The sequence below is a fragment of the Kitasatospora sp. NPDC052868 genome (assembly GCF_044547105.1).
Classification (GTDB): Bacteria; Actinomycetota; Actinomycetes; order Streptomycetales; family Streptomycetaceae; genus Kitasatospora.
Genome location: NZ_JBITZW010000005.1, coordinates 84,990 through 107,539, shown reverse-complemented (window position 1 = coordinate 107,539; position 22,550 = coordinate 84,990). Strand labels below are relative to the sequence as shown.

The 22,550-nt window shown below is 71.0% G+C and carries 19 protein-coding genes and 1 tRNA gene; 10 read left to right on the top strand and 10 right to left on the bottom strand.

The genetic code is table 11. The features are described from left to right. The first annotated feature begins 375 nt into the window (after positions 1 to 375). Positions 376 to 777 (top strand): YccF domain-containing protein, encoded by a 402-nt coding sequence (locus ACIGZJ_RS11120; protein ID WP_396456926.1) that lies wholly within the window; start codon positions 376 to 378, stop codon positions 775 to 777. 54 nt (positions 778 to 831) lie between these two features. Here the strand turns inward: ACIGZJ_RS11120 and ACIGZJ_RS11115 are convergent, their stop codons facing one another. From ACIGZJ_RS11115 to ACIGZJ_RS11080, 8 genes are all read right to left on the bottom strand, one after another. After that, on the bottom strand, positions 832 to 2,937 hold the full coding sequence (locus ACIGZJ_RS11115; RefSeq protein WP_396456925.1) for a DUF262 domain-containing protein: 2,106 nt from the start codon (positions 2,935 to 2,937) through the stop codon (positions 832 to 834). A gap of 214 nt (positions 2,938 to 3,151) precedes the next feature. Next, positions 3,152 to 3,742: a G/U mismatch-specific DNA glycosylase gene (gene mug, locus ACIGZJ_RS11110; RefSeq protein ID WP_396456924.1), complete on the bottom strand. Its 591-nt coding sequence runs from the start codon at positions 3,740 to 3,742 to the stop codon at positions 3,152 to 3,154. Positions 3,743 to 3,775: 33 nt separating this feature from the next. Further along, entirely contained in the window at positions 3,776 to 4,816 is a 1,041-nt protein-coding gene (locus ACIGZJ_RS11105; protein ID WP_396456923.1) for a phosphatase PAP2 family protein, read from the bottom strand. A gap of 124 nt (positions 4,817 to 4,940) precedes the next feature. Then, positions 4,941 to 6,059 carry a M24 family metallopeptidase gene (locus ACIGZJ_RS11100; protein ID WP_392937580.1) on the bottom strand — a complete coding sequence of 373 codons (1,119 nt, stop codon included), beginning with the start codon at positions 6,057 to 6,059 and terminating at the stop codon, positions 4,941 to 4,943. A 41-nt stretch (positions 6,060 to 6,100) separates the two neighbouring features. After that, positions 6,101 to 7,453, bottom strand: coding sequence for a dipeptidase (locus ACIGZJ_RS11095; RefSeq protein ID WP_396456922.1), 1,353 nt, complete (start codon positions 7,451 to 7,453; stop codon positions 6,101 to 6,103). 60 nt (positions 7,454 to 7,513) lie between these two features. Continuing rightward, positions 7,514 to 7,948, bottom strand: coding sequence for a hypothetical protein (locus tag ACIGZJ_RS11090; RefSeq protein WP_396456921.1), 435 nt, complete (start codon positions 7,946 to 7,948; stop codon positions 7,514 to 7,516). Further along, complete coding sequence (locus ACIGZJ_RS11085) at positions 7,945 to 9,495, bottom strand: APC family permease (protein ID WP_396456920.1); 1,551 nt, start codon at positions 9,493 to 9,495, stop codon at positions 7,945 to 7,947. The genes ACIGZJ_RS11090 and ACIGZJ_RS11085 overlap by 4 nt, the downstream gene beginning before the upstream one ends. A gap of 290 nt (positions 9,496 to 9,785) precedes the next feature. Next, positions 9,786 to 11,057 (bottom strand): MFS transporter, encoded by a 1,272-nt coding sequence (locus ACIGZJ_RS11080; RefSeq protein WP_396456919.1) that lies wholly within the window; start codon positions 11,055 to 11,057, stop codon positions 9,786 to 9,788. Positions 11,058 to 11,197: 140 nt separating this feature from the next. On the opposite strand from ACIGZJ_RS11080, the gene ACIGZJ_RS11075 reads away from it, so the two are divergent. From ACIGZJ_RS11075 to ACIGZJ_RS11065, 3 genes are all read left to right on the top strand, one after another. Next, positions 11,198 to 11,986 carry a winged helix-turn-helix domain-containing protein gene (locus tag ACIGZJ_RS11075; protein WP_396456918.1) on the top strand — a complete coding sequence of 263 codons (789 nt, stop codon included), beginning with the start codon at positions 11,198 to 11,200 and terminating at the stop codon, positions 11,984 to 11,986. 41 nt (positions 11,987 to 12,027) lie between these two features. Beyond that, entirely contained in the window at positions 12,028 to 12,519 is a 492-nt protein-coding gene (locus ACIGZJ_RS11070) for a hypothetical protein (RefSeq protein ID WP_396456917.1), read from the top strand. 161 nt (positions 12,520 to 12,680) lie between these two features. Beyond that, complete coding sequence (locus ACIGZJ_RS11065; protein WP_396456916.1) at positions 12,681 to 13,385, top strand: hypothetical protein; 705 nt, start codon at positions 12,681 to 12,683, stop codon at positions 13,383 to 13,385. A gap of 144 nt (positions 13,386 to 13,529) precedes the next feature. Here ACIGZJ_RS11065 and ACIGZJ_RS11060 read toward each other — a convergent pair whose 3' ends face one another. Then, a complete protein-coding gene (locus tag ACIGZJ_RS11060; protein WP_392937596.1) occupies positions 13,530 to 14,018 on the bottom strand; it encodes a YajQ family cyclic di-GMP-binding protein in 489 nt (162 codons plus the stop codon). A gap of 215 nt (positions 14,019 to 14,233) precedes the next feature. Here ACIGZJ_RS11060 and ACIGZJ_RS11055 point away from each other — a divergent pair. Continuing rightward, positions 14,234 to 14,314: transfer RNA gene (locus ACIGZJ_RS11055), tRNA-Tyr, on the top strand. A gap of 64 nt (positions 14,315 to 14,378) precedes the next feature. Here ACIGZJ_RS11055 and ACIGZJ_RS11050 read toward each other — a convergent pair. After that, positions 14,379 to 15,044 carry an HAD family hydrolase gene (locus ACIGZJ_RS11050; RefSeq protein WP_396456915.1) on the bottom strand — a complete coding sequence of 222 codons (666 nt, stop codon included), beginning with the start codon at positions 15,042 to 15,044 and terminating at the stop codon, positions 14,379 to 14,381. A gap of 521 nt (positions 15,045 to 15,565) precedes the next feature. On the opposite strand from ACIGZJ_RS11050, the gene ACIGZJ_RS11045 reads away from it, so the two are divergent. From ACIGZJ_RS11045 to kdpC, 5 genes are all read left to right on the top strand, one after another. Beyond that, a complete protein-coding gene (locus ACIGZJ_RS11045) occupies positions 15,566 to 17,608 on the top strand; it encodes an APC family permease (protein WP_396456914.1) in 2,043 nt (680 codons plus the stop codon). A gap of 364 nt (positions 17,609 to 17,972) precedes the next feature. Continuing rightward, positions 17,973 to 18,062, top strand: a complete 90-nt coding sequence (gene kdpF, locus ACIGZJ_RS11040; protein WP_097237446.1) for a K(+)-transporting ATPase subunit F — start codon at positions 17,973 to 17,975, stop codon at positions 18,060 to 18,062. A 1-nt stretch (position 18,063) separates the two neighbouring features. Then, positions 18,064 to 19,725: a potassium-transporting ATPase subunit KdpA gene (gene kdpA, locus ACIGZJ_RS11035; RefSeq protein WP_396456913.1), complete on the top strand. Its 1,662-nt coding sequence runs from the start codon at positions 18,064 to 18,066 to the stop codon at positions 19,723 to 19,725. Next, positions 19,725 to 21,851, top strand: a complete 2,127-nt coding sequence (kdpB, locus tag ACIGZJ_RS11030) for a potassium-transporting ATPase subunit KdpB (protein WP_396456912.1) — start codon at positions 19,725 to 19,727, stop codon at positions 21,849 to 21,851. Before kdpA ends, kdpB begins: the two co-directional genes overlap by 1 nt. A 17-nt stretch (positions 21,852 to 21,868) precedes the next feature. Further along, a complete protein-coding gene (kdpC, locus tag ACIGZJ_RS11025; RefSeq protein WP_396456911.1) occupies positions 21,869 to 22,504 on the top strand; it encodes a K(+)-transporting ATPase subunit C in 636 nt (211 codons plus the stop codon). Positions 22,505 to 22,550: the final 46 nt, after the last annotated feature.

The following is a 22,550-nucleotide window of genomic DNA, read 5'->3' as shown; positions in this document are numbered from 1 at the left end:
GTCAGCGACGGTAGCGATCTGATCCACGAAGCACCACTGAAATGACAAGAACTGACGCTGCTTCACCTGACGATTCGCCACATTCGGGTCGGCGAAGGGTGCGTGTCGGCCGGGAGTGGTCGTGCGGTGGGTGGGGCTGGAGGGCGGCCTGCGGGCGCAGGTGCGGCCCTCGTCCGCCGCGCGCCCCGATGAGCCCCCTACCGGCTCCGCTGCCGGCCCCCGCCCGTGGAGGCGGCGGACCCCGGGCAGGTCCGGGCGGGGCCCGCCGGTCCGGGCGGGCCCCCAAAAATCCCGTAGCACCGTGTAGCCCCATGTAGGGCGCGCCCCGGGCGGGTATACCAGTCTGGAAGCACCACCCATGGGAGGCTGAGCAACATGAAGGTGATCGGATTCGTCCTCAACGTGCTCTGGCTGATCTTCTGCGGCATCTGGATGGCCATCGGGTACGCCATCGCGGGCATCATCTGCTGCATCCTGATCATCACCATTCCGTTCGGCATCGCCGCCTTTCGGATCGCCGGCTACGTGATCTGGCCCTTCGGGCGGACGACGGTCGAGAAGCCGGACGCCGGGGCGCCGTCCTGCGTCGGCAACGTGATCTGGCTGGTCTTCGCGGGCTGGTGGCTGGCGATCGGCCACCTGATCACGAGCATCCCGCTGTTCCTGTCGATCATCGGCATCCCGTTCGGCTGGGCGAACCTCAAGATGATCCCGATCTCGCTGATGCCCCTGGGCCGCGAGGTCGTCCCCACCGACGAGAAGTTCGGCGCCCGCTGAGGAGGCGATGACCCTGACCCCGCCCGACCTCGGCCGGGCGGCGGTCGGGCACGGTCACCAGAGCGTCTCGGCGGTGTACTCGGACCGCAGCTTGTCGAGCGGCACCGGACCCTGCGGGGTGACGACGGACCAGAACTCCCATCCGTTGGTGTGGATGCCGCTGGCCTTGGCGGCGCCCGACGGCGTGTCGTACGCCTCGCCGTCGACTTCGATGAGGCCGCGCTCATTGACGCTTGCCGTCACCGAGTGTCCGGCCCAGGATGGCTTGAGGATGGCCCCCGGCTCCAGCAGGCCGGCGTGGATCAGCTTGTGCAGGGGAAGCCGGGATCCCCCCTGGCGCATCGTCGGGTTGGCGAGGATGTCGGGGGCGGGGTAGCAGGGGTGGTAGTCGCTGCTGCCCAGCTGGACGAACGCGTCCCGGACCACGGCGGCCATGAGCTGCCTGCGGGCGCCGAGGAAGTCCTCGTACTCCATGGACTCCCAGCCCTCAGGTAGCGCGTGCCAGTACTGCTGCTGGGCCAGGCGCGCAGGGTCCAGCTGCCTGGCGGCGGTCTGCTGCGGCCAGTAGACGGCCGGCGCCTGGTCTGAGATGTCGATGTTCTTGTGCCACTCGACCAGGGTCATGTTGGCGATCTGGTTGATCTTCTGGCTCTCCCGGATCCCGAGAGTGCGCACCAGGTGGGCCTTCGGGAAGAGGTGGTGCCGCTCGATCCCCCGCTTGGTGGTGACCGCCGGGTCGAGGCGGCTGCGGACCTTGCCCCGGGAAAGCAGCGCGTCGGCGTCGAGGATGTTCAGAGCCGCGATGTAGGACAGCAGGGCCGGTGTCTTGGAGGCCGAGGCGTTCAGTTCGTTGGGAAGCGTGATAGTCCAGTAGTCCGAGGTCAGAGTATCGGAAATGATCTTGTCGAGGACGGCGATGAAGGCGTCGGGGTCGCCGTCGGGGATCTCGCGGAAGCGGCTCAGGTCCTGTTCCACCTGGCTCTCCAGTGACCCCGAGTAGCGCGCGGTCCCGTGTGCCATGAAGAACCAGCGGGCGATCGCCTCCCGGAGGCGGTCGAGCGGCACCTTGTAGTGAATCCTGCCGATGAGCCACATGGCGTAGCTGTACAGGATGGCGTTGTTGCTGGAGATCATCTTCGAGCCCCGGAAGCCCGCCCGCTCCAGGCACTGGAAGAACTCGTGCCAGTTCGTCAGATCCAGAACGCTCTGCTGGGCCTCCTGCAGCTTCGCGAACTGCTTGTCCCTGAGGGTCGCCGATGCCTTTCCGGTGTCCGGGTCGCGGCCGCTGAGCACGATGTAGACCTGCTTGAGCACGGCCCGGCGCAGGGCCAGCGCGGTCGTCACCCGCAGCAGGTCGGACGGCTGGGGCTCCAGGAACCAGTTGAACGGTGATGCGCCGGAGCGGGAGGGGAGCTGGCTGTCCCGGCAGAACTGCTCGAGCTCGCGGCGGCCTTCGTCCCAGGACACCGACATCAGCGTGAGGATGAAGTCGGACTGCTTCAGCTTCACGCCTTTGCTGTTGATGCGTACGAAGATCTCGGAAACCTCCTCAAGGCTGATGTCCGCCGAGAGCTCGACGATCTGGAAGCTGTACATGCTGAGCCCGTGGACATGGCAGATCGCGGACTCCAGGCGGTCGCGCTCGTCCTCGTCCAACTCGCGCTTCTCGGCGAGCCTTCCGAGGAATGCCCGGACAGTCCTCTTGAGTACGTTCGCGTCGGACTGCCAGAGCACGCTGATATCCGGCAGGTACTCCGCGTCCTTCTCGATCGGGGCGCCGGAGACGGCGAAGGTCTCGTCGGAAGGGCGGAAGGCCAGCCGCACCCGGCCGGTCGAGTAGTCCTCGTGTGTCACCTCTGCACCGGTCATGACTGCGAAGAGTGAGGTCAGACGCTGCTGGCCGTCGATGATGATCTGTCGGGGCACGCGTTCCTTGGACCCCGCGCCGATCTGTTTGGTGCCCGGTTCGGCATCGGTCCCCCAGAACAGCAGGTATCCGACCGGGAATCCCTTGTACATCGAGTCGAAGAGATCCCGGGCCCCGGTGGCGGACCAGACGTACGGTCGCTGCAAGTCCGGTAGGCCGATTTCGCCACGCTCGATGTCCTGCACCAGTCGGGAGACGGGGGAGGAAGTGGTGGAGTACAGCTGGGTGGCCATTCGGGACTGTCCTCACTTGCTTGCCAGGTAGGTCTATGGGCTGAAGCAAGTCTATCGACGGGATCTGACAACTGGTCAGGTCGGATGGTGCGAGGGCTTGTTGATCGGGGCGGCAGGTTGCGTACTCATCCGCTCTTGCCCGAGGGCCGGGCCTTCCTGCCTGCACAGGAAGTCGACGGGTCCGACTTCCTGTGCAGGACGGCCCGCGACGCGGCTACCCCGCCTCCGGGGCCTCCACGGCCTCGCGCAGCCGGCGGAACTCGTCGGCGAGGGTTGCCGGGGTGTAGTGGGCGTTCAGACCGCTCGGGTTGGGCAGGACCCAGACCTCGGTGGCGCCGAGGCCCTCCTCCTGCCGCCCGATCGAGGCGCCGCGCCGCCCGAAGGCCGTCCGGTAGGCGCCGATGCCCAGGACGGCCAGTACCTGCGGGCGCAGCCGCAGGACGCGTTCGGTGAGCGCGGCCCCGCCCGCCCGCAGCTCGTCGGCGGTGAGCTCGTCGGCCTTGGCGGTGGCGCGCGGGGCGACGTTGGTGATGCCGAGGCCGAGGTCGAGCAGTTCGCCCTGCTCGTCCGGGCGCAGTTGGCGCGGGGTGAAGCCGGAGCGGTGCAGCGCGGGCCAGAAGCGGTTGCCGGGGCGGGCGAAGTGGTGGCCGGTGGCGCCGGACCACAGACCGGGGTTGATGCCGCAGAACAGCACCCGCAGGCCGGGCGCGACGACATCGGGGATCGTGGTGTCACGGGCCGCGAGCAGCTGCTCGGCCGTGGGCTTCAGGGGAGACGGAGTGGGCACCGGCCCAGTCTGGGCCATCGCGCGCCGAAGGCGCCCACCGAACTCCGCAGGTCAGCCGCCGAGCGACACCCCGGAGGCCTCCCTGGCCCGCGCCTCCCGGGCCCGGACCTCCCGCGCCCGCAGCCGCCGGGCCCGCACCCGGCGGACCCCGTACACCGTGGCCGCCGCGTAGGCCCAGCCCGCGAACACGTCGACGATGAAGTGCTCGGCGCCGTACACCAGGGTGAACGCCATCGCGAGCGGGTAGGCGACCAGCAGGACCCGCAGCCACCGGCCGGCCGTCGGCCAGAAGAACAGGGTCAGCATCATCGGGTAGGCCGAGTGCAGCGAGGGCATCGCGGCGACGTCGTTGGCGAACCGGCTGCCGTTCTCGAACACCGAGCCGGCCCGGGGCAGTCCGCTCTCGGCCAGGACTTCGGAGACCACCCGGGTGAGCTGCGGCAGGTGGCCCTCCTGGGCGACCAGCCACGGCGGGTCGGCCGGGAAGAACACATAGGTCGCGAACCCGGCGTAGGTCAGCACCAGGTAACAGACGAGCAGTTGCCGGAACCGGTCGTGCCGCCGCCGCCAGAGCACCGCGAGGATCAGGAACACCGCGAAGAAGTGCGACATGTAGACGGTGACGGCCGCGTAGTCGTACCAGTGCGGCGAGCCCGGCGTGTACAGCGCGTGCTGCAGCCGGACCGTCCAGGTCTCGCCGAAGCCGAGCACCCGGTCGGCGACCAGCTGCGGGCGCCAGTGCGGGGCCCACGGGGTGTGCGCGCCGTAGCCGCGCAGCAGCGAGTACGTCCAGACGGCGGCCATCACCGGCACCCAGTCGCGCAGCACGAGCAGGAAGCGGCGCAGCCCGTGCCCGGCGTGCACGGCGGCCGCGAGCAGGGCGCCGATCAGCCAGCAGAACACCACGTCGTTGGCGTACGGCACGCCGTTGATGCGCACGTACTGCACCAGGGCGAGGAGGTAGAGCGGCCACGCCAGGAGCCGCAGCCGGCCCAGTGCGGTCGCGCGCGCACTGGGCAGGGGCCGGGACACCGGACGCAGCCGCCCGGCGCGCGGGGGTGGGGTCGGCGCCGGGCGGAGCAGCTTTGTCATGTCGGTCGAAGCTAGCAAGCCATTCTTGGAGAACTCTTCACGCGAACCGCCGGTCGTCCAGAAAAAACTCAGACAGCGGAATGCCCCGGCCGTGAGCAGCCGTTACGCCGGGCGGCCAGGCGCGTCACGAGACGATGCCCAACTCGTGCGGGGTGTTGTTGAACCGCCGCCCGCCGTGCTCGGTCACCGTGACGATGTCCTCGATCCGCACCCCGAACCGGCCCGGCAGGTAGACGCCCGGCTCGATCGAGAAGCACATGCCGGGCACGAGCGGCCGCTCCTCGCCCTCGACCAGGTACGGCGGTTCGTGCGTGGTGATGCCGATGCCGTGGCCGGTGCGGTGGATGAAGTACTCGCCGTACCCGGCCTCGGTGATCACCCGGCGGGCGATCCGGTCGATCTCCTGGCAGCTCACCCCGGGCCGGACGGCCTCGAAGGCGGTCTGCTGCGCCTGCCGGACGACGTCGTGCACCTTCTGCACCTCGGTCGGGACGTCGCCGCCGACGTGCACGGTACGGGTGGTGTCGGAGCCGTAGCCGTCCTTGAGGCCGCCGAAGTCCAGGACGACGGTGTCGCCGGGCTGGATCACCCGGTCGCCGGCCTCGTGGTGCGGGTTGGCGCCGTTGGGGCCGGAGCCGACCACGGTGAAGTCGACCTGGCTGTGCCCGTACTGGATGAGCAGCGCGCTGAGGTCGGCGGCGACGTCGGTCTCCCGGCGCCCGGCGAACTCGACCTCCAGGATGCCCCGGTAGGCGGCGTCGGCGGCCCCGCCGGCGGCGGCGAGGCGGTCCAGCTCGTCGGAGTCCTTGACGGCGCGCAGCATCGGCAGGGTGTCGGTGAGCGAGGTGTAGCCGGTGCCGGGGAGGGCGGCCTGCAGGCCGAGCAGGTGCATGGCCCAGGCGTTGTCCGAGACGCCGTACCGTCCAGCCGGGTCGATCAGCGGGACGGCGGTGGCGTACGGGTCCTCGCCGTCGGTCCAGTCGAGCAGCCGCACGGCGGGGGAGCCGGGGGCCTTCTCGGCATCGGGCCGCTCCAACTTGGGGACGATCAGGGCGGGTTCGCGGCCGGCGGTGAGGACGAGGGCGGTCAGCCGCTCGGTGATCGCGGTGGGCTGGTAGCCGCACAGGTAGACCAGGTCGGGCCCGGGGGCGACGACCAGGCCCGCCAGCCCGGCGGCGGTCGCGTCGGCGGTGGCCCGGGCCATCCGGGCGCTGTAGTCCTCGGTGGTGAACGGTCGTGGCATGGGGTTCCTCCTCGGATCTGTCCCTGGTAAACCGAACTCCATCACGTGCCCGCCGAGTTGGCGTAGTGTCGGAGGAACAGCGCCTCGACGTTGGCCATGTGCTCGATCTCGCCGGGGTCGACGCTCTCGTTGGGTGCGTGGATCAGGCAGCGCGGCTCCTCCACGCCCATCAGGATGATCTCCGCCTCGGGGTAGGTCTGCGCGAACACGTTGCACAGCGGGATCGAGCCGCCCTGGCCGAGGAAGGCCATCGGCTTGCCGTAGACCTCCTGCATGGCCTTGTCGAGAGCGCTGTAGGCGCGCCCGCCGGTGGCGGCGCGGAACGGCGAGCCGGTGCTCTCCGGCTGCACCTCCACCCGGACGCCCCACGGCGCGGCCGCCTTCAGGTGCGCGATCAGCGCCTCCTGGGCGGTGCGCGGGTCGGTGCCGGGCGGGATCCGCAGGCTGACCCGGGCTCGGGCGGTGGCCGGGATGGCGGCGGCCGAGCCGACCACCGGCGGGCAGTCGATGCCGAGCACGGTGACGGCCGGCCGGGCCCAGAGCCGGTCGGCGACGCTGCCGGAGCCGGTCAGCCCGACGCCGTCCAGCACCCCGGCGTCCTGCCGGAACTGCTGTTCGTCGTACCCGACGCCGCTCCAGGACCCGTCGCAGTCGAGCCCGTCGATCCGGGTGCCGCCGTCGGGGCCGCGCAGCGAGTCGAGCACCCGGATCAGCGCCGCCAGCGCGTCCGGGGCCGGGCCGCCGAACATGCCGGAGTGCATGTCGCCGTGCAGGGCGGAGGCGGTGACCACCACGTTGGCGAGCCCGCGCAGCGAGGTGGTGGCGGTGGGCCTGCCGACCGCGGCGTTGCCGGTGTCGCAGACCAGCAGCGCGTCGGCGTGCAACTCGCCCGCGTGCGGGGGCACATAGGCTTCGAGCCCGCCGGTGCCCTGCTCCTCCGAGCCCTCGGAGACGAACTTGAGGCCGACCGGGATGTCGTCGCCGAGCGCCCGCAGCGCGGTGAGGTGCATGACGATGTTGCCCTTGCAGTCGGCGGTGCCCCGCCCGTACCAGCGCCCGTCGCGCTCGGTGAGTTCGAACGGCGGGGAGGTCCAGGCGGCGTCGTCGAGCGGCGGCTGGACGTCGTAGTGGCAGTACAGCAGGACGGTCGGTGCGCCGGGCGGCGGCGGGCGGTGGCCGATCACGGCGTGGCTGCCGTCCGGGGTCTCCTCCAGGTGGACGTCGTGCAGTCCGGCGTCGGAGAAGGCGGCGGCGACCCACTCGGCGGCGTCGCGGCACTTCTCCGGCGGGTACTGGCGGGGGTCGGCGACGGAGGGGATGGCGACCAGCTCGGCCAGGTCGGCCTTGGCCCGGGGCATCAGGGCGGCGATCCGGCGGGCGAGTTCGTCGGTCATGGGCGGGCTCCCGAGGCGTTCGTGGTGGGGCGTTCGCAGTAGGAAGTGACTGGCTGGGCGTCAGTTTCGAATGGTGTCGCGGAGCTTGAGGTCGTCGATCTTCTCCTTGATGGCGGCGAGCTGGTCCGGGCAGTACACCGAGAGCACCAGCGACTCGGCGTACACGACCTCGCGGTCGGAGAGCACCGGCCGCTGCCCAGGTCCGCCCGCGCCGTTGGACATGCCGTACTTCCACTGCGCCTGGGTCAGCGCGTGCGCCGGGTTCTCGCAGACGGCGCCGCCGTCCTCGCCCAGGGTGTGCACGATCTGGCTCTGGCTGGGCACCGGATAGCCGGCCGCGGTGAGCGCGGCGGTCAGCTGCTTGGCCTTGTCGTTGGCCTGGTTGGTGGCGTGCAGCTGGGAGTACGTCAGCAGGCCGGTGATCAGCATCCCGATCAGCAGGACGATCGCGCCCAGGTAGATCCAGCGGTGGCGGGAGGCCATCATGGTGCTCATGCCGTACCTCCGTCGGCGTTGCGCCGCTCCTCGGCCTCCTGCTCGGCCAGTTCGGCCTGGGCCTCGGGGGAGCGCCAGGAGGGCTTGCTCAGCTTGAGGAAGAGGAGGGGGATCACCAGGCCGAGCAGCAGCAGGCCGCCGCCGACGATCGCCACGTAGGACCAGACGCTGCCGCTGCCGAACTGCGAGGACGGCACGAACCCGATCACCATCGCGGCCGCCGAGGACAGCAGGCCGGTCACGCACACCAGGACCAGCGCCGGGGCGCGGTAGCCGCGCGGGTGGTCCGGCTGGGTGCGGCGCAGCCGGATCGCGGCGGCGAACATCAGCAGGTAGACGATCAGATAGACCTGCGTGGTGATCACCGAGAAGATCCAGTAGGCGCTGGAGACGTTCGGGATCAGCGCGTAGGCGAGGGCGATGATGGTGGTCACCACGCCCTGGGTGACCAGCAGGTTCTGCTGGATGCCCTCCTTGTTGAGCCGCTGCAGGAACGGCGGCAGGTAGCCCTCCTGCCGGGAGATCATCAGCAGGCCCTTGGACGGCCCGGCCAGCCAGGTGAGCATGCCGCCGAGTGAGGCGGCCACCAGCGCCACCGCGATCACCGGGGTGAGCCAGCCGATGTGGAAGTACTGGAAGAAGGAGTCGAAGGCCTGCATCACGCCGGCCGTCAGGCTCAGTTCGGCGGACGGCACCACCCAGCTGATCGCCAGCGCGGGGAGGATGAAGATCAGCAGCACCATCCCGGAGGCGGTGAACATCGAGCGGGGGAACTCCTTGGCCGGGTTCTTCAGCGAGGAGACGTGGACCGCGTTCATCTCCATGCCGGAGTAGCTGAGGAAGTTGTTGACGATCAGCACCAGGCTGGCCAGACCGGTCCACTGCGGGAAGAGGTGCGAGGCGTTCATCGGCGCGGCGGAGGGGTTGCCCTGGCCGAGGAAGACGAGGCCGAGCACCACCAGCAGCGTGCCGGGGATCAGGGTGCCGATCACCAGGCCCCAGGAGGAGAGGCCGGCCACGGCCTTCGTCCCGCGCGAGGAGACCCAGACGCCGGACCAGTACAGCACCATGATCACGATGGCGGTGTAGGGGCCGTTGCTGGCCAGGCTCGGGTTGACCACGTAGGCGATGGTCGAGGCCACGTAGGCGAGCAGCGACGGGTAGTAGAAGATCGTCATCGCGAACTGGCACCAGACCGCGAGGAAGCCGAGCGGCTTCGACAGGCCCTCCGACACCCAGCGGTAGACGCCGCCCTCCCAGCCGGAGGCCAGCTCGGCGGAGACCAGGGCCGTCGGCAGCAGGAAGACGATGGCGGGGACGAGGTAGAGGAAGACGCAGGCCAGGCCGTAGACCGCCATGGTCGGCGCGGCGCGCAGGCTGGCCACCGAGGCGGTCGTCATCAGGGCGAGCGTCAGCCAGGACATGCGCGGCGCACTGGCCATCCGGGCCGCCACCGCCCCGCCCCCGGTGCCCGTCCCGGTGCCGGGCCGGTCATGGGCGGCCGGGCTTCCCCGGCCGCCCGGCGAGGGCGCGTCCATGGAACTCATGAGTCCTCCTCCGGGTACGGCCCGGGTCTGCGCGTCCGTGGGAGCCGTTCGTCCGCTGCGCCGGGAGGGCCCCGGTGGCGGGCCGTACCCGGCCAGTTCACCCGGTTGCCGGGCACGCCGCATGCCGCGTGCACCCGCACGGGTGATCGACTGTCAGGGGCGTGCGGAGGAGGTTTGGGCCCGGCCACCCGGTCGGGGTCGTCTGCCCGGCTCCCGCTGGCCGGTGTCGTCCGCCTGGCGATTTCCGCCCGGTGCCGCCTGCCCGGTGCCGCCTGCCCGGTGCCGCAGGCTCAGGCGGTCGGCGCCGGCCAGACCGCGCGGCGCAGGGTCCGGGAGGAGGTCGCGGGCAGCAGGGCGGCGGCGAGCAGGCCGGCGATCACCGACAGCGCGGTACCGGGGGAGAGGTGGTCGAGCAGCAGGCCGCTGCCGAGCATCCCGGCGGGCATGCCGACGGTCAGCAGCGTCATGGTTGCCGCGATCACCCTCCCGCGGAGCTCGTCCGCGGTCTGCCGGAACACCAGGACGTCGATCATCACCCGGAGCGCGGGCGTCCCCAGGCCCATGGTGAACAGCGCCGCGAAGACGGCGACCGGGCCGCCGGGCAGCAGCGGCACCAGCAGGACGGGCACGCCGAGCCAGGCCACCGCGAGCAGCAGCACGCCGGGGCCGAACCGCCGGTGCAGCCTGGTGACCAGCAGCGCCCCCGCCAGCGCGCCCACCGCCTCACCGGCCAGCGCCAGGCCGATCCCGCCGCTGGAGGTGCCGTGGCCGCGCAGCAGGACGATCACCGGCAGCAGCATCGCGGTACCCGTCAGATTGGTCACCAGGATCACGGCGAGGGCGGGGCGCAGCACCCGGTCGGCGGCCAGAAAGCGGAAACCGGCCAGGACGCCGCCCTGCGGGGTCCGCGAGGAGGCCTCCGGGCGGCCGGGGAACCGGACCAGCAGGGCGGAGGCGATCGAGAGTGCGGCGGTGACCACCGTGCCGAGGAACGGCACCGCCCGGCCCAGGCCGAACAGGTACCCCGCCAGCGGCGGCCCGATCAGCCCGGCCCCGCTCATCCGCGCCTCGTCCTGGGCGAGCGCCTGGGAGAGCTGCGCGGGCGGCACCACCGAGCGCACCGCGATCAGCCGGATCGGCCCGGTGTAGCCGATCGTCGCGCCGATGACGAGGGCGACCAACAGGGTGTGCGGCACGGTGAGCCGGTCCAGCGCCAGGGCGAGCGGGACGCTGGCGGCGGCGGCCAGCCGGACGGTGTCCGCGACGATCAGCACCCGCCGCCGGTCGTACCGGTCGGCGACCGAGCCGCCGTGGAGGCCGAACACCACCGAGGCGCAGATCTGCAGAGCCCCGAACGCCCCCGCGAGGGTGGACGACCCGGTCATGGCGAGCAGGAGCAGCGGGTACGCGGTGTCGGCGAGGTGCAGGCCGAGGGTCGAGGCGGCCTGGCCGGCCCAGAGCGTCTGGAACCGCAGGTTGCGCCGGAGCGGGACGAGCGGCGGCTCCCCGACCGCCGTGTCCGGATGCCCCTGCTGGTCGGCTTGCGCCGTGGTGGTGCCCATCCCTGCCCCCCTGTGGTGTTCGTGTCTGCGCGATGTTCGTGCCTGCGTCATCATTCACGCTGCCGTAAATGATTACTCTGCCGTGATTGGTTGCGCAAGGGTGATTGCGTCGGCGTCCGGGGATCTGGGAGGGTGGTCCCATGGTCGAGAGCACTGTCGAGGAGGGCGCCGAGGGGGGCGCCGCGGTCGCGGGGGGTTCCGGGGGCGCGGGGGCGGCTGCCGAGGAGGCCGGGCAGGCCGCCGACGGGCGGGTCGGGGAGCGCCAGGTCGGGGACGTCGAGACGCTGAAGGCGCTCGCCGACCCGCTCCGGCTGGGCATCCTCCGGGCGCTGATGGAGGTCGCGGGCGAGGGGCTGACCGCCAAGGAGATCGCGGCCTTCCTCGGCGAGTCGCAGACGAAGCTCTACCGCCACCTCAAGCAGCTGGAGAAGGCCGACCTGATCGTCGTGGCCGGCACCCGACTGGTCTCCGGGATCGTCGAGAGCCGCTACGCGGCCGCGCAGGAGTCGGTCCGACTCTCCCCGGAGCTCTTCGCGACCGGCTCCCCGACCCGCACCGAGGCGTACGGCGCCGTCCTCGCCGCAGTCGACCGGGTCCGCGACGACTTCCACGCCCAGGCGCGGTCCGGGCGGCTGGACTTCAGCGCCCCCAAGGACGGATCGGCCGGGCCGCCCAGTCTGTTCTCGCACATAGTGCTCCGGGTGGAGCCCGCCAGGCTGGTCCGACTGCGCGCACAACTCGCCGCTGTCATCGACGAGTTCATGGCCGACGGAAACAGCGATGCCGACGGTTCCGTCGACATCACCCTGCTCGGCCTGCTCTACGGCGTGCCGTCCGATCAGGCTGCTCGGGGCTCCGGTGCACCGTCGGATCCGGCTGCGTGGGGCTCCGGCATACCGTCCGGTTCCGCTCCGGGCACGGAATCGTAAATCCCGGGCGAACTGTCAGTGGCATAGGCCAGGATGACTGAATGCCATACGAACTTCAGGCGTTGATAGGCCCGGTGGAGCTGATCACGGTGGCGGCCGCCGAAGTCCCGGCCGCGCGCATCGCCCCGCTGGGCCAGGGGCTGGCGCTGCTGCCGGCCACCCCCGTCTTCCTGGCCGCCCTCCAACTGGGCGGCGAGGAGGGGGCGCACGGCGGCGAGGGCGGCTTCGAGTGGTTCCCGGGCGGCTTCGAGCGCCGGCTCGCCGCCTGGTCCAAGGCCGGTCCGATCGCCTGCGTCGAGGCCGACTACTTCGGCGGCACCGGCACCCAGCGCGCCGCGGTCTGGGCCGACGGCCGACTCGACCTCGGCCCGCTCACCAGCGCCGAGTCCGAGCCCTTCCCGCCCGAGGGCAGCCCGATCTCCCGCGTGCTGCGCCGGATCGGGGCCCGGGTGGAGGACGGCCACCTGGACGAGTTCGACGCGGTCGGCCTGCCCGCGCACCGCAGCACCAGCGGCTGGGCGGCGGCCGGCTGAGTGGTGGGCCGTCGGCCTCCGGCCCCGCTTCGCCCCGGCCGAGCCGCCCGGTTGACGGGTGGCGAACCGTTCGGCGTACGAGCGGTGGCTGGGCCAACTGGCGTGCCCCAACGTGTGAATCAGGCATTTCGCCTGTTTCGCATCGAAAGGAAGCACCACCCATGCGTTCCACCTGGATGGCCGCCGCGCTGACCGCAGCCGTTGTGCTGACCCCGGTCGCCACGGCGTCCGCCACCACCGCCGGCCCGGGTACTGCCACTGGCTCCGACGCCGCGGTCCCGCACCTCGTGGCCGTGCCCCGCGCCGACGTTCCTCTCCCGGTCGGGGCTCCGCCTGTCGGGGTTCCCCCCGTTGCCGCGCCGCCCGTTGCCGCGCCGCCCGTCGGGGTTCCCCCCGTCGCGACCCCGCCGACCGTCACCCCGCCCGCTGCTGCGGCGGCGGACCCGACCGCGACCCTCGGGGCGCTCGGCGGCCTCGGCGACATCCTCAAGCTGGTCGACGGCCTGCTGACCGCCGCGACCCCGCCGACCGGGGCGCCGGACCTCGGCGTCCTGCAACAGCTGCTCGCCACGCTCGAGTCCGCGGCGACGGCCCTGCTCGGCCAACTGCCCGCGGCCCCGGTGGCACCGCCCGTCCCCGTACCCGCGCCGCTGCCGGTGGATCAGCAGCCCCGCACGGCGGCGCCGCTGCCCGCCCTCCCCATCGAGGAGCAGCTCACCGCCCTCAAGGCGAAGGCCTCGGCCCTGGTCGACGCCGCCACCGCGGTCAAGCCCGACCCGGACGCTGTCCAGCAGGCCGTCACCGGCCTGGCCCCCGACGTCCTCGGCACCGCCACCGCCACGGTCACCCGCCTCACCGGCCTCTAGCAACCCGTCCGGCCCCACCGGCGCGCCCCGGCCCCGACCCACGGGCCCGGGGCGTGCCCCTGCCCGGACCGCCGTCCGACCCCGGACAACAGCAAGGCCCCGCGACGGCCGACCGTCGCGGGGCCTCCCCGGCCAGGGCTCCGCTCAGCGGTAGTTGACGAACTGGATCGCGAAGTCCAGGTCCTTGCCCTTGAGCAGGGTCTGCACGGTCTGCAGGTCGTCGCGGCTCTTCGAGGTGACGCGCAGCTCGTCACCCTGGACCTGGGCCTTCACGCCCTTCGGGCCCTCGTCGCGGATGATCTTCGCGACCTTCTTGGCATCGTCCTGGGTGATGCCCTCCTTCACGTCCGCGAAGATCTTGTACTCCTTGCCGGACAGCTGCGGGTCCTTGGCGTCCAGCGCCTTCAGCGACAGGCCGCGCTTGATGAACTTGCTCTGCAGCACGTCCAGCACGGCCTTCACCCGCTCCTCGCCGCTGGCCTTCATCTCGATCGTCTCGCCGGATCGGCTGATCTCGGCGCCGACGTTCTTGAAGTCGAAGCGGGTGGCGAGCTCACGGGAGGTCTGGTTGATCGCGTTGTCGACCTCCTGCCACTCGACCTTCGAGACGATGTCGAAACTGGAGTCGGCCATGGGTGTTGGTCTCCTTGATGCTCTGGCTTCACTGACACGGCCCGCCCCACCGGGCGTCCGCCGCCCCAGCCTATCCAGCACCACCCCGCCGCCGCCCCCGACAGCCACGCCGTACCCCTTGATCATCGTGTGACCAATCGAGTGGCGAACCACCCCCCGGCATCGGGTATTGTTTACGGAGTCGAACGGGGCAAGCCCCGTGAGACACCAATCCTGGCTGGTTGCCCGAGCGGCCAAAGGGAGCAGACTGTAAATCTGCCGCGTAAGCTACGCAGGTTCGAACCCTGCACCAGCCACTGGATTACCAGACCGGCCCCGAACAGCGGAAACGTTGTTCGGGGCCGGTTCTGTTTTGGGGCGTCAGGCGGGGGCGGAGAGCAGCAGGGTGGCGGCGGCGGGGGTGTCGGGGGCGGTGTAGGTCGGGGCGGGGTGCTGCGGGGGGAGCGGCGGCGCGGGGGTCGGGGTGATCCAGATGGAGCGCAGCCCGGTGGCGTGGGCGCCCTGGAGGTCGGTGGCGGGGTTGTTGCCGACCATCCAGTCGGCGGGGGTGAGGGTGCGGCCGAGGCGCTCGGCGGCGAGGTGGAAGATCTCGGGCGCCGGTTTGCGGGCGCCGGCCTCCTCGGAGACGCAGACGGTGTCGACGGCGGGGAGCAGGCCGGTGCGGGCGAGTTTGGCGCGCTGGATGTCGGTGGAGCCGTTGGTGACGACGCCGATGGTCCAGCCGGCCTCGCGCAGGGCGGCGAGGGCTGCGGGGACGCCGGGGATCAGGAGGGTGCGGGCGGCCTCCTGGGCGACGTGGGCGTCCCAGAGCGCGGCGCCGGAGTGGCGCAGCCCGTACCGGTCGGCGATCCGGGTGAAGCCGGCGGGGGAGCGGTCGGCGCGGAGGATCTCGAAGACGGCGGGGGCGTCCGCGGCGGGGATGCCGTGCTCGGCGCAGAAGGCTGCGGTCCAGGCGTCGGGGCCGCCGACGCGTTCGACCAGGGTGTGGTCGAGGTCGATGAGCAGGAGGGGGCTGGAGCGGGTCACATGCGGAGAGTAGTCGAGTGGATGCGCAGCGTGCGATCGGCTCGGCGGGCGTGTTATTGCGTATCGCTTGCAATTACATCCTCTAGGCAGCAAAGTGGCTGTCCAGGGGTGGGTCGGGCCGTTCAGCCTCACCGCCGAGTGGTCCCGGGTGTACCGAGGTGCGCGCCGGGAGTCCTCCGTCCGAGCTGATCGTCTTCCCAACCGGCGCCCGCCGGGACACCGGCCCGACCACCCCCGGCTACTCCGGACCACCCGCGACCACCCCCGGCCGCGGCTCCGCCCGGCCGATCGGCGAGGCGGATTGTCGCCCTGTGGGCGTAATGACCGATTTTCTCGGCATATCTTGACGATGTCTTAACGGGGGGGCTTAACGCCCTCGATATGCCCCGTGTGCACTTGGCGCACCGCGCTCATAGCGCCTCCGACCTGCGGGAACATTCATCCCAAAGGGCGCGCCGGACCTCTCCGTTACTCCGGGAGGGCCCATTGCCCTGCCGATCCGGGCCCTTACGCTCGCCCATGTGTTCAACGTGCCCCAGGCGCTCAAGCGCCTAGTGATCGGCAAGGCCATGCGCAGCGAGGAGCTGGGCGAGACGCTGCTCCCCAAGCGGCTGGCGCTGCCGATCTTCGCTTCCGACCCGCTCTCCTCGGTCGCCTACGCGACTCAGGAGATCCTGCTGGTGCTCACCGTCGGTGGCACCGCCTTCCTCTACCTGACCCCGTGGGTCGCGGCCGGTGTGGTCGCCCTGATGGCCGTCGTGGTGCTGTCGTACCGCCAGGTCGTGCACGCCTACCCGAGCGGCGGCGGATCCTACGAGGTGGTGTCCCGCAACCTCGGCGCCAACTCCGGTCTGGTGGTGGCCGCCTCGCTGATGGTCGACTACGTGATGACGGTCGCGGTGTCGGTCGCCTCGGGCGTGGACAACATCATCTCGGCGCTGCCCTCGCTCGCGGACTACCGGGTCGAGCTGGCGGTCGCCTTCGTGGTGCTGCTCGCGGCGATGAACCTGCGCGGCGTCCGGGAGTCCGGCAAGGCCTTCGCGGCGCCCACGTACCTGTTCATCGGCGGCATGCTGCTGATGATCGTCACCGGCCTGGTGAAGGCCGCGTTCGGGGACACCCCGGTGGCGGCCAGCGCCTCGTACGGGGTGCTGCCGGTGGACGGCAAGGACACCCTGGCCGGGCTCGGACTGCTGATGCTGGGCCTGCGGGCGTTCGCGTCCGGCTGTACGGCGCTGACGGGTGTGGAGGCGATATCCAACGGCGTGCCGGCCTTCCGGGCGCCCAAGTCGAAGAACGCCGCCACCACGATGGCCGTGATGGGCACCACGGCGGTGGTCATGTTCGTCGGCATCACCGCGCTGGCCCTGATGTCCAAGGTGCACATCACCGACGACGCCTGTCAGCTGACCGGGTTCGCCGGGGACTGCCACACCGCGCCGCAGCAGACCGTGATCGCCCAGCTGGCGGCCGCGATCTTCGGCGGCGACCAGAGCGTCCTCTTCTACTTCATCCAGGCCGTCACCGCGCTGGTGCTGATCCTGGCGGCCAACACCGCCTTCAACGGGTTCCCGCTGCTGGCCTCGATCCTGGCCGAGCACCGCTACCTGCCCCGGCAGATGCACACCCGCGGCGACCGGCTCGCCTTCTCCAACGGCATCATCGCCCTCGCGGTGGTGGCCGGCGGGCTGCTGTGGCTGTACGACGCGGACGTCACCAGCCTGATCCACCTCTACATCCTGGGCGTCTTCACCTCCTTCACGCTGTCGCAGATCGGCATGGTGAAGCACTGGAACGGCGTGCTGCGCGGTGCGACCGACCCGGCCGTGCGCGGCCCGGCCCAGCGCTCGCGGGTGATCAACGCGTTCGGCGCCGTCACCACGGCGCTGGTGCTGGTGATCGTGCTGCTGACCAAGTTCACCCAGGGCGCCTGGCTGGCCGTGGTCGCCGCGATCGTGCTCTGGGTGATGATGCGCGGCATCCGCCGGCACTACGACAGCGTCGCCGACGAGCTGGCGGTGGACGACCCGGACGCGGACTCGGTTCGGCCGTCCCAGGTGCACGGCATCGTGCTGGTCTCCAAGCTGCACAAGCCGACCCTGCGAGCGCTTGGCTACGCCCAGGCGTTCCGGCCGGACTCGCTGGAGGCGCTGACCGTCGCGGTGGAGCGCGAGGCCACCACCGAGCTGGAGCAGCAGTGGGGCGTGCTGGACATCCAGGTGCCGCTGAAGGTGCTGGACTCGCCGTACCGGGAGATCACCAAGCCGGTGGTGGCGTACGTCCGCGAGTACCGGCGGACCAGTCCGCGGGACGCCGTGGCGGTGTTCATCCCCGAGTACGTGGTCGGCCACTGGTGGGAACACCTGCTGCACAACCAGTCGGCGCTCTGGCTGAAGAGCCGGCTGCTGTTCACCCCCGGCGTGATGGTGATCAGCGTGCCCTGGCAGCTGTCCTCCTCCGGCCGGGCGGACCAGCCCGCCCGCCGGGCCCCGGGATCGGTCCGGCGCGGCGAGCCGACGGTGCGCTCGGAGCGCGAGAGGCTCCCGGCGCCCGAGAACGCCTGACGACCGGCCACCAGGGGCCCCGGACAGCACCCGCCGTCCGGGGCTCCCGCCGTTGCCGCGGCCGGCTCCCCATACGGGCCGGCCGGAGCCCCTCGCCCCACAGACCCGCCGCCGACCAGCCCGTATGGACCCCGTCAACAACCGAACGGGCGCCGTATGGAGGGCGTCAAGAACGACGGCAGGCACCCGAACAGGCGATTTGCTGGGCACGCCGGCCCGCCGCCGGTGCCGCGTCCGGTCCGTTCAGGAGCGCGTGGCCACCCCGAACCACTGTGGTGGAGCCCATGTCCGATCTCATCTACGTCGGTGTCACGGTCGTCGTGTTCGCCGTCATCGCCCTGATCGCGCGGGGGGTGGAGAAGCTGTGAGCGCGGAGAACATCGCCGGTCTCATTGTCGCTGTCGCGCTCGTCGGCTACCTCGTCGTGGCGCTGATCTACCCGGAGAAGTTCTGACATGGGCTCCACTCTCGCGGGCTGGTTGCAGGCCCTCGCCCTGGTGGGCGCGCTGGCCCTGTGCTACCGGCCGCTGGGCGACTACATCGCCCACCTCCTGACCTCCAAGAAGCACCTGAGAGCCGAGCGCGGCCTGTACAAGGTGATCGGCGTGGACGGCGACGCCGACCAGCGCTGGCCGGTGTACCTGCGCTCGGTGCTGGCGTTCTCGGCCGTCTCGGTCCTCTTCCTGTACGGCCTGATCCGGGTGCAGCAGTGGCTGCCGCTGGGCCTCGGCGTCGAGCAGATGCCGGGCCACCAGGCGTGGAACACCGCGATCTCGTTCGTGGCGAACACCAACTGGCAGTCCTACAGCGGCGAGTCCGCGATGGGCCACCTGGTGCAGATGGCGGGCCTGGCGGTGCAGAACTTCGTCTCCGCGGCGGTGGGCATCGCGATCGTGGCGGCGCTGATCCGCGGGTTCACCCGCAACCGCACGGACCGGGTGGGCAACTTCTGGGTGGATCTGACCCGGATCTCGCTGCGGCTGCTGCTGCCGGTCTCGGTCGTCTTCGCCCTGGTGCTGCTGGCCAACGGCGTCGTGCAGAACCTCCACGGCTTCCACGAGGTGGCCACGCTGGGCGGGGACACGCAGTCCGTCCCGGGCGGGCCGGTGGCCTCACAGGAGGTCATCAAGCTGCTGGGTACCAACGGCGGCGGCTTCTACAACGCCAACTCGGCGCACCCGTTCGAGAACCCGACCGGGTTCACCAACGTGCTGCAGGTCTTTCTGATCCTGCTGATCCCGTTCGCGCTGCCGCGCGCCTTCGGGAGGATGGTGGGTGACAACCGGCAGGGCTACGCGATCGTCGCGGTGATGGGCCTGTTCTGGGTGGCCTCGGTCGCGCTGATCACCTTCTTCGAGTCGCGGCACTCCGGCGCCGCGATGCAGGCGGCCGGCGGGGCGATGGAGGGCAAGGAGCAGCGGTTCGGCATCGCGGCCTCGGGTCTGTTCGCGGCGTCGACGACGCTGACGTCGACGGGTGCGGTGAACTCCTTCCACGACTCGTACTCGCCGTTCGGCGGCGGGCTGACGATGTTCAACATGATGCTGGGCGAGATCGCGCCCGGCGGTACCGGTTCGGGCCTGTACGGGATGCTGGTGCTGGCGATCGTCGCGGTGTTCGTGGCCGGGCTGATGGTCGGGCGCACCCCGGAGTACCTGGGCAAGAAGCTGGGCGGGCGGGAGATGAAGTTCGCCTCCCTGTACATCCTGACCACGCCGACGATCGTGCTGGTCGGCACGGGTGTGGCGATGGCGCTGCCCGGCGAGCGGGCCGGGATGCTCAACTCCGGTGCGCACGGCTTCTCCGAGGTGCTGTACGCGTTCACCTCCGCCTCGAACAACAACGGTTCGGCGTTCGCCGGTATCACCGTGAACACGGACTGGTACGACACGGCGCTGGGTCTGGCGATGGTGTTCGGCCGGTTCCTGCCGATGGTGTTCGTCCTGGCGCTGGCCGGCGCGCTCGCGCAGCAGCAGCCCGTCCCCGCCACCCCGGGCACCCTGCCCACCCACAAGCCGCTGTTCGTGGGCCTGCTGTCGGGCGTCGTCCTGATCGTCGTCGGCCTCACCTACTTCCCGGCCCTGGCCCTCGGGCCGATCGCGGAAGGTCTCTCCTGATGTCCCCCACCCTGACCGAGAAGGCCGGGAAGCCGGCCGCCCAGCAGCCGGAACCGGCCCAGGCCCCGCACCGGGCGTCCGGCGGCCTGCTGGACCCGAAGGTGCTCCTCGCCGCACTGCCGGACGCGGTGAAGAAGCTCGACCCCCGGGTGATGGTGAAGAACCCGGTGATGTTCGTGGTCGAGGTCGGCTCGGTGGTCACCACCGTCGCCGCGATCGCCGACCCGTCGGTGTTCGCCTGGTCGATCACCGTCTGGCTCTGGCTGACCACGGTCTTCGCCAACCTCGCCGAGGCCGTCGCCGAGGGCCGCGGCAAGGCGCAGGCGGACACCCTGCGCAAGACCAAGACCGACACCATGGCGCGCCGCCTCACCGACTGGCCGAAGAGCCGGGCCGAGGAGGAGGTCCCCGGCACCGCCCTGCGCCTGGGCGACCACGTCGTGGTCGAGGCCGGCCAGATCATCCCCGGCGACGGCGACGTCGTCGAGGGCGTCGCGTCCGTCGACGAGTCGGCGATCACCGGTGAGTCCGCGCCGGTGATCCGCGAGTCGGGCGGTGACCGCAGTGCGGTGACCGGCGGCACCAAGGTGCTGTCCGACCGGATCGTGGTGAAGATCGCCTCGGAGCCGGGCAAGTCGTTCATCGACCGGATGATCGCCCTGGTCGAGGGCGCCGCCCGGCAGAAGACGCCGAACGAGATCGCGCTCAACATCCTGCTGGCCTCGCTGACCATCGTCTTCCTGATCGCCGTCGTGACCCTGCAGCCGATGGCCACCTTCGCGGGCGCGCCGCAGTCGATGATCGTGCTGGTCGCCCTGATCGTGGCGCTCATCCCGACCACCATCGGCGCACTGCTCTCCGCGATCGGCATCGCCGGCATGGACCGCCTCGTCCAGCGCAACGTGCTGGCGATGTCCGGCCGCGCCGTCGAAGCGGCCGGCGACGTCAACACCCTGCTGCTCGACAAGACCGGCACCATCACCCTCGGCAACCGCCAGGCCGCCGAGTTCCAGCCCGCCGCCGGTGTCTCCACCGAGGAGCTCGCCGACGCCGCCCAGCTCTCCTCCCTCGCCGACGAGACGCCGGAAGGCCGCTCGATCGTCGTCCTCGCCAAGACCGGGTACGGCCTGCGGGCCCGCGCCCAGGGCGAGTTGGAGCACGCCACCTGGGTGCCGTTCACCGCGCAGACCCGGATGTCCGGCGTCGACCTGGAGGAGGCCGACGGCATCCACTCGGTGCGCAAGGGCGCAGCCGGATCCGTCACCAACTGGGTCACCGAAAACGGCGGCACGGTCGGCCGGGACATCGCCGAACTGGTCGACGGCATCTCCGCCGCCGGCGGCACCCCCCTGCTCGTCGCCTCCAAGACCGGTAGTGCGGCCCCCAAGGCCCTCGGCGTCATCCACCTCAAGGACGTGGTGAAGGAGGGCATGCGGGAGCGGTTCGACGAGCTGCGCCGGATGGGCATCAAGACCATCATGATCACGGGTGACAACCCGCTGACCGCCCGGGCGATCGCGCAGGAGGCCGGCGTGGACGACTTCCTCGCCGAGGCCACCCCCGAGGACAAGATGGCCCTGATCAAGAAGGAGCAGGAGGGCGGCAAGCTCGTCGCGATGACCGGCGACGGCACCAACGACGCCCCCGCCCTCGCCCAGGCCGACGTCGGCGTCGCCATGAACACCGGGACCATGGCGGCCAAGGAGGCCGGCAACATGGTCGACCTGGACTCCAACCCCACCAAGCTGATCGAGATCGTCGAGATCGGCAAGCAGCTCCTGATCACCCGCGGCGCCCTCACCACCTTCTCCATCGCCAACGACGTCGCCAAGTACTTCGCGATCATCCCGGCGATGTTCGCCGCGGTCTACCCGGGCCTGGACAGGCTCAACATCATGGGCCTGCACAGCCCCCAGTCCGCCATCACCTCGGCGATCGTCTTCAACGCCCTGGTCATCATCGGCCTCATCCCGCTCGCCCTGCGCGGCGTCAAGTACCGCCCCTCCGACGCCAGTTCACTGCTGCGCCGCAACATCGGGGTCTACGGCTTCGGCGGGCTGGTGGTCCCCTTCGTCGGGATCAAGCTGATCGACCTGGTCGTCCAGTTCATCCCCGGCCTGAGCTGAGAGAGGAGAAACGCATCATGTCCAAGCCCCTGCCCACCACCGTGCGCACGCACTTCACCGCGCTGCGGATGCTGCTGGTGATGACGGTGGTCCTCGGCCTCGCCTACCCGCTGCTGGTCACCGGCATCGGCCAGGCCGTCTTCAGCGACAAGGCCAACGGCTCGATCGTGAAGGCCGCCGACGGCAAGGAGATCGGCTCCAGCCTGCTGGGCCAGAACTACGACCTGCCCAAGCAGAACCCCGACGACGCCGACGAGGCGGCCAGGCCGGACCCGCAGTGGTTCCAGCCCCGGCCCTCGGCCAACGGCTACGGCGGAAAGGTCTCCGGCGCCTCCAACCTGGGCCCCAACAGCGAGAACCTCACCACAACGGTCGAGGACCGCCGCAAGGCCGTCGCCGAGTTCGACGGCGTCGACCCGGCGAGCGTGCCGGTGGACGCCGTCACCGCCTCCGGCTCCGGCCTCGACCCGCACATCTCCGTCGCCTACGCCAAGGAGCAGGTCGACCGGGTCGCCAAGACCCGCGGCACCGTCTCGTCCGAGCAGCTGAACAAGCTCGTCGAAAAGTACACCGAGAGCCGCTCACTCGGCTTCCTCGGCCAGGAGGGCGTCAACGTCGTCCTGCTCAACAAGGCGCTGAGCGAGCAGAAGTGACGCTAAATCAGTCATCTGAGTAACCGGACCGGCCCGGGCAGCGGGA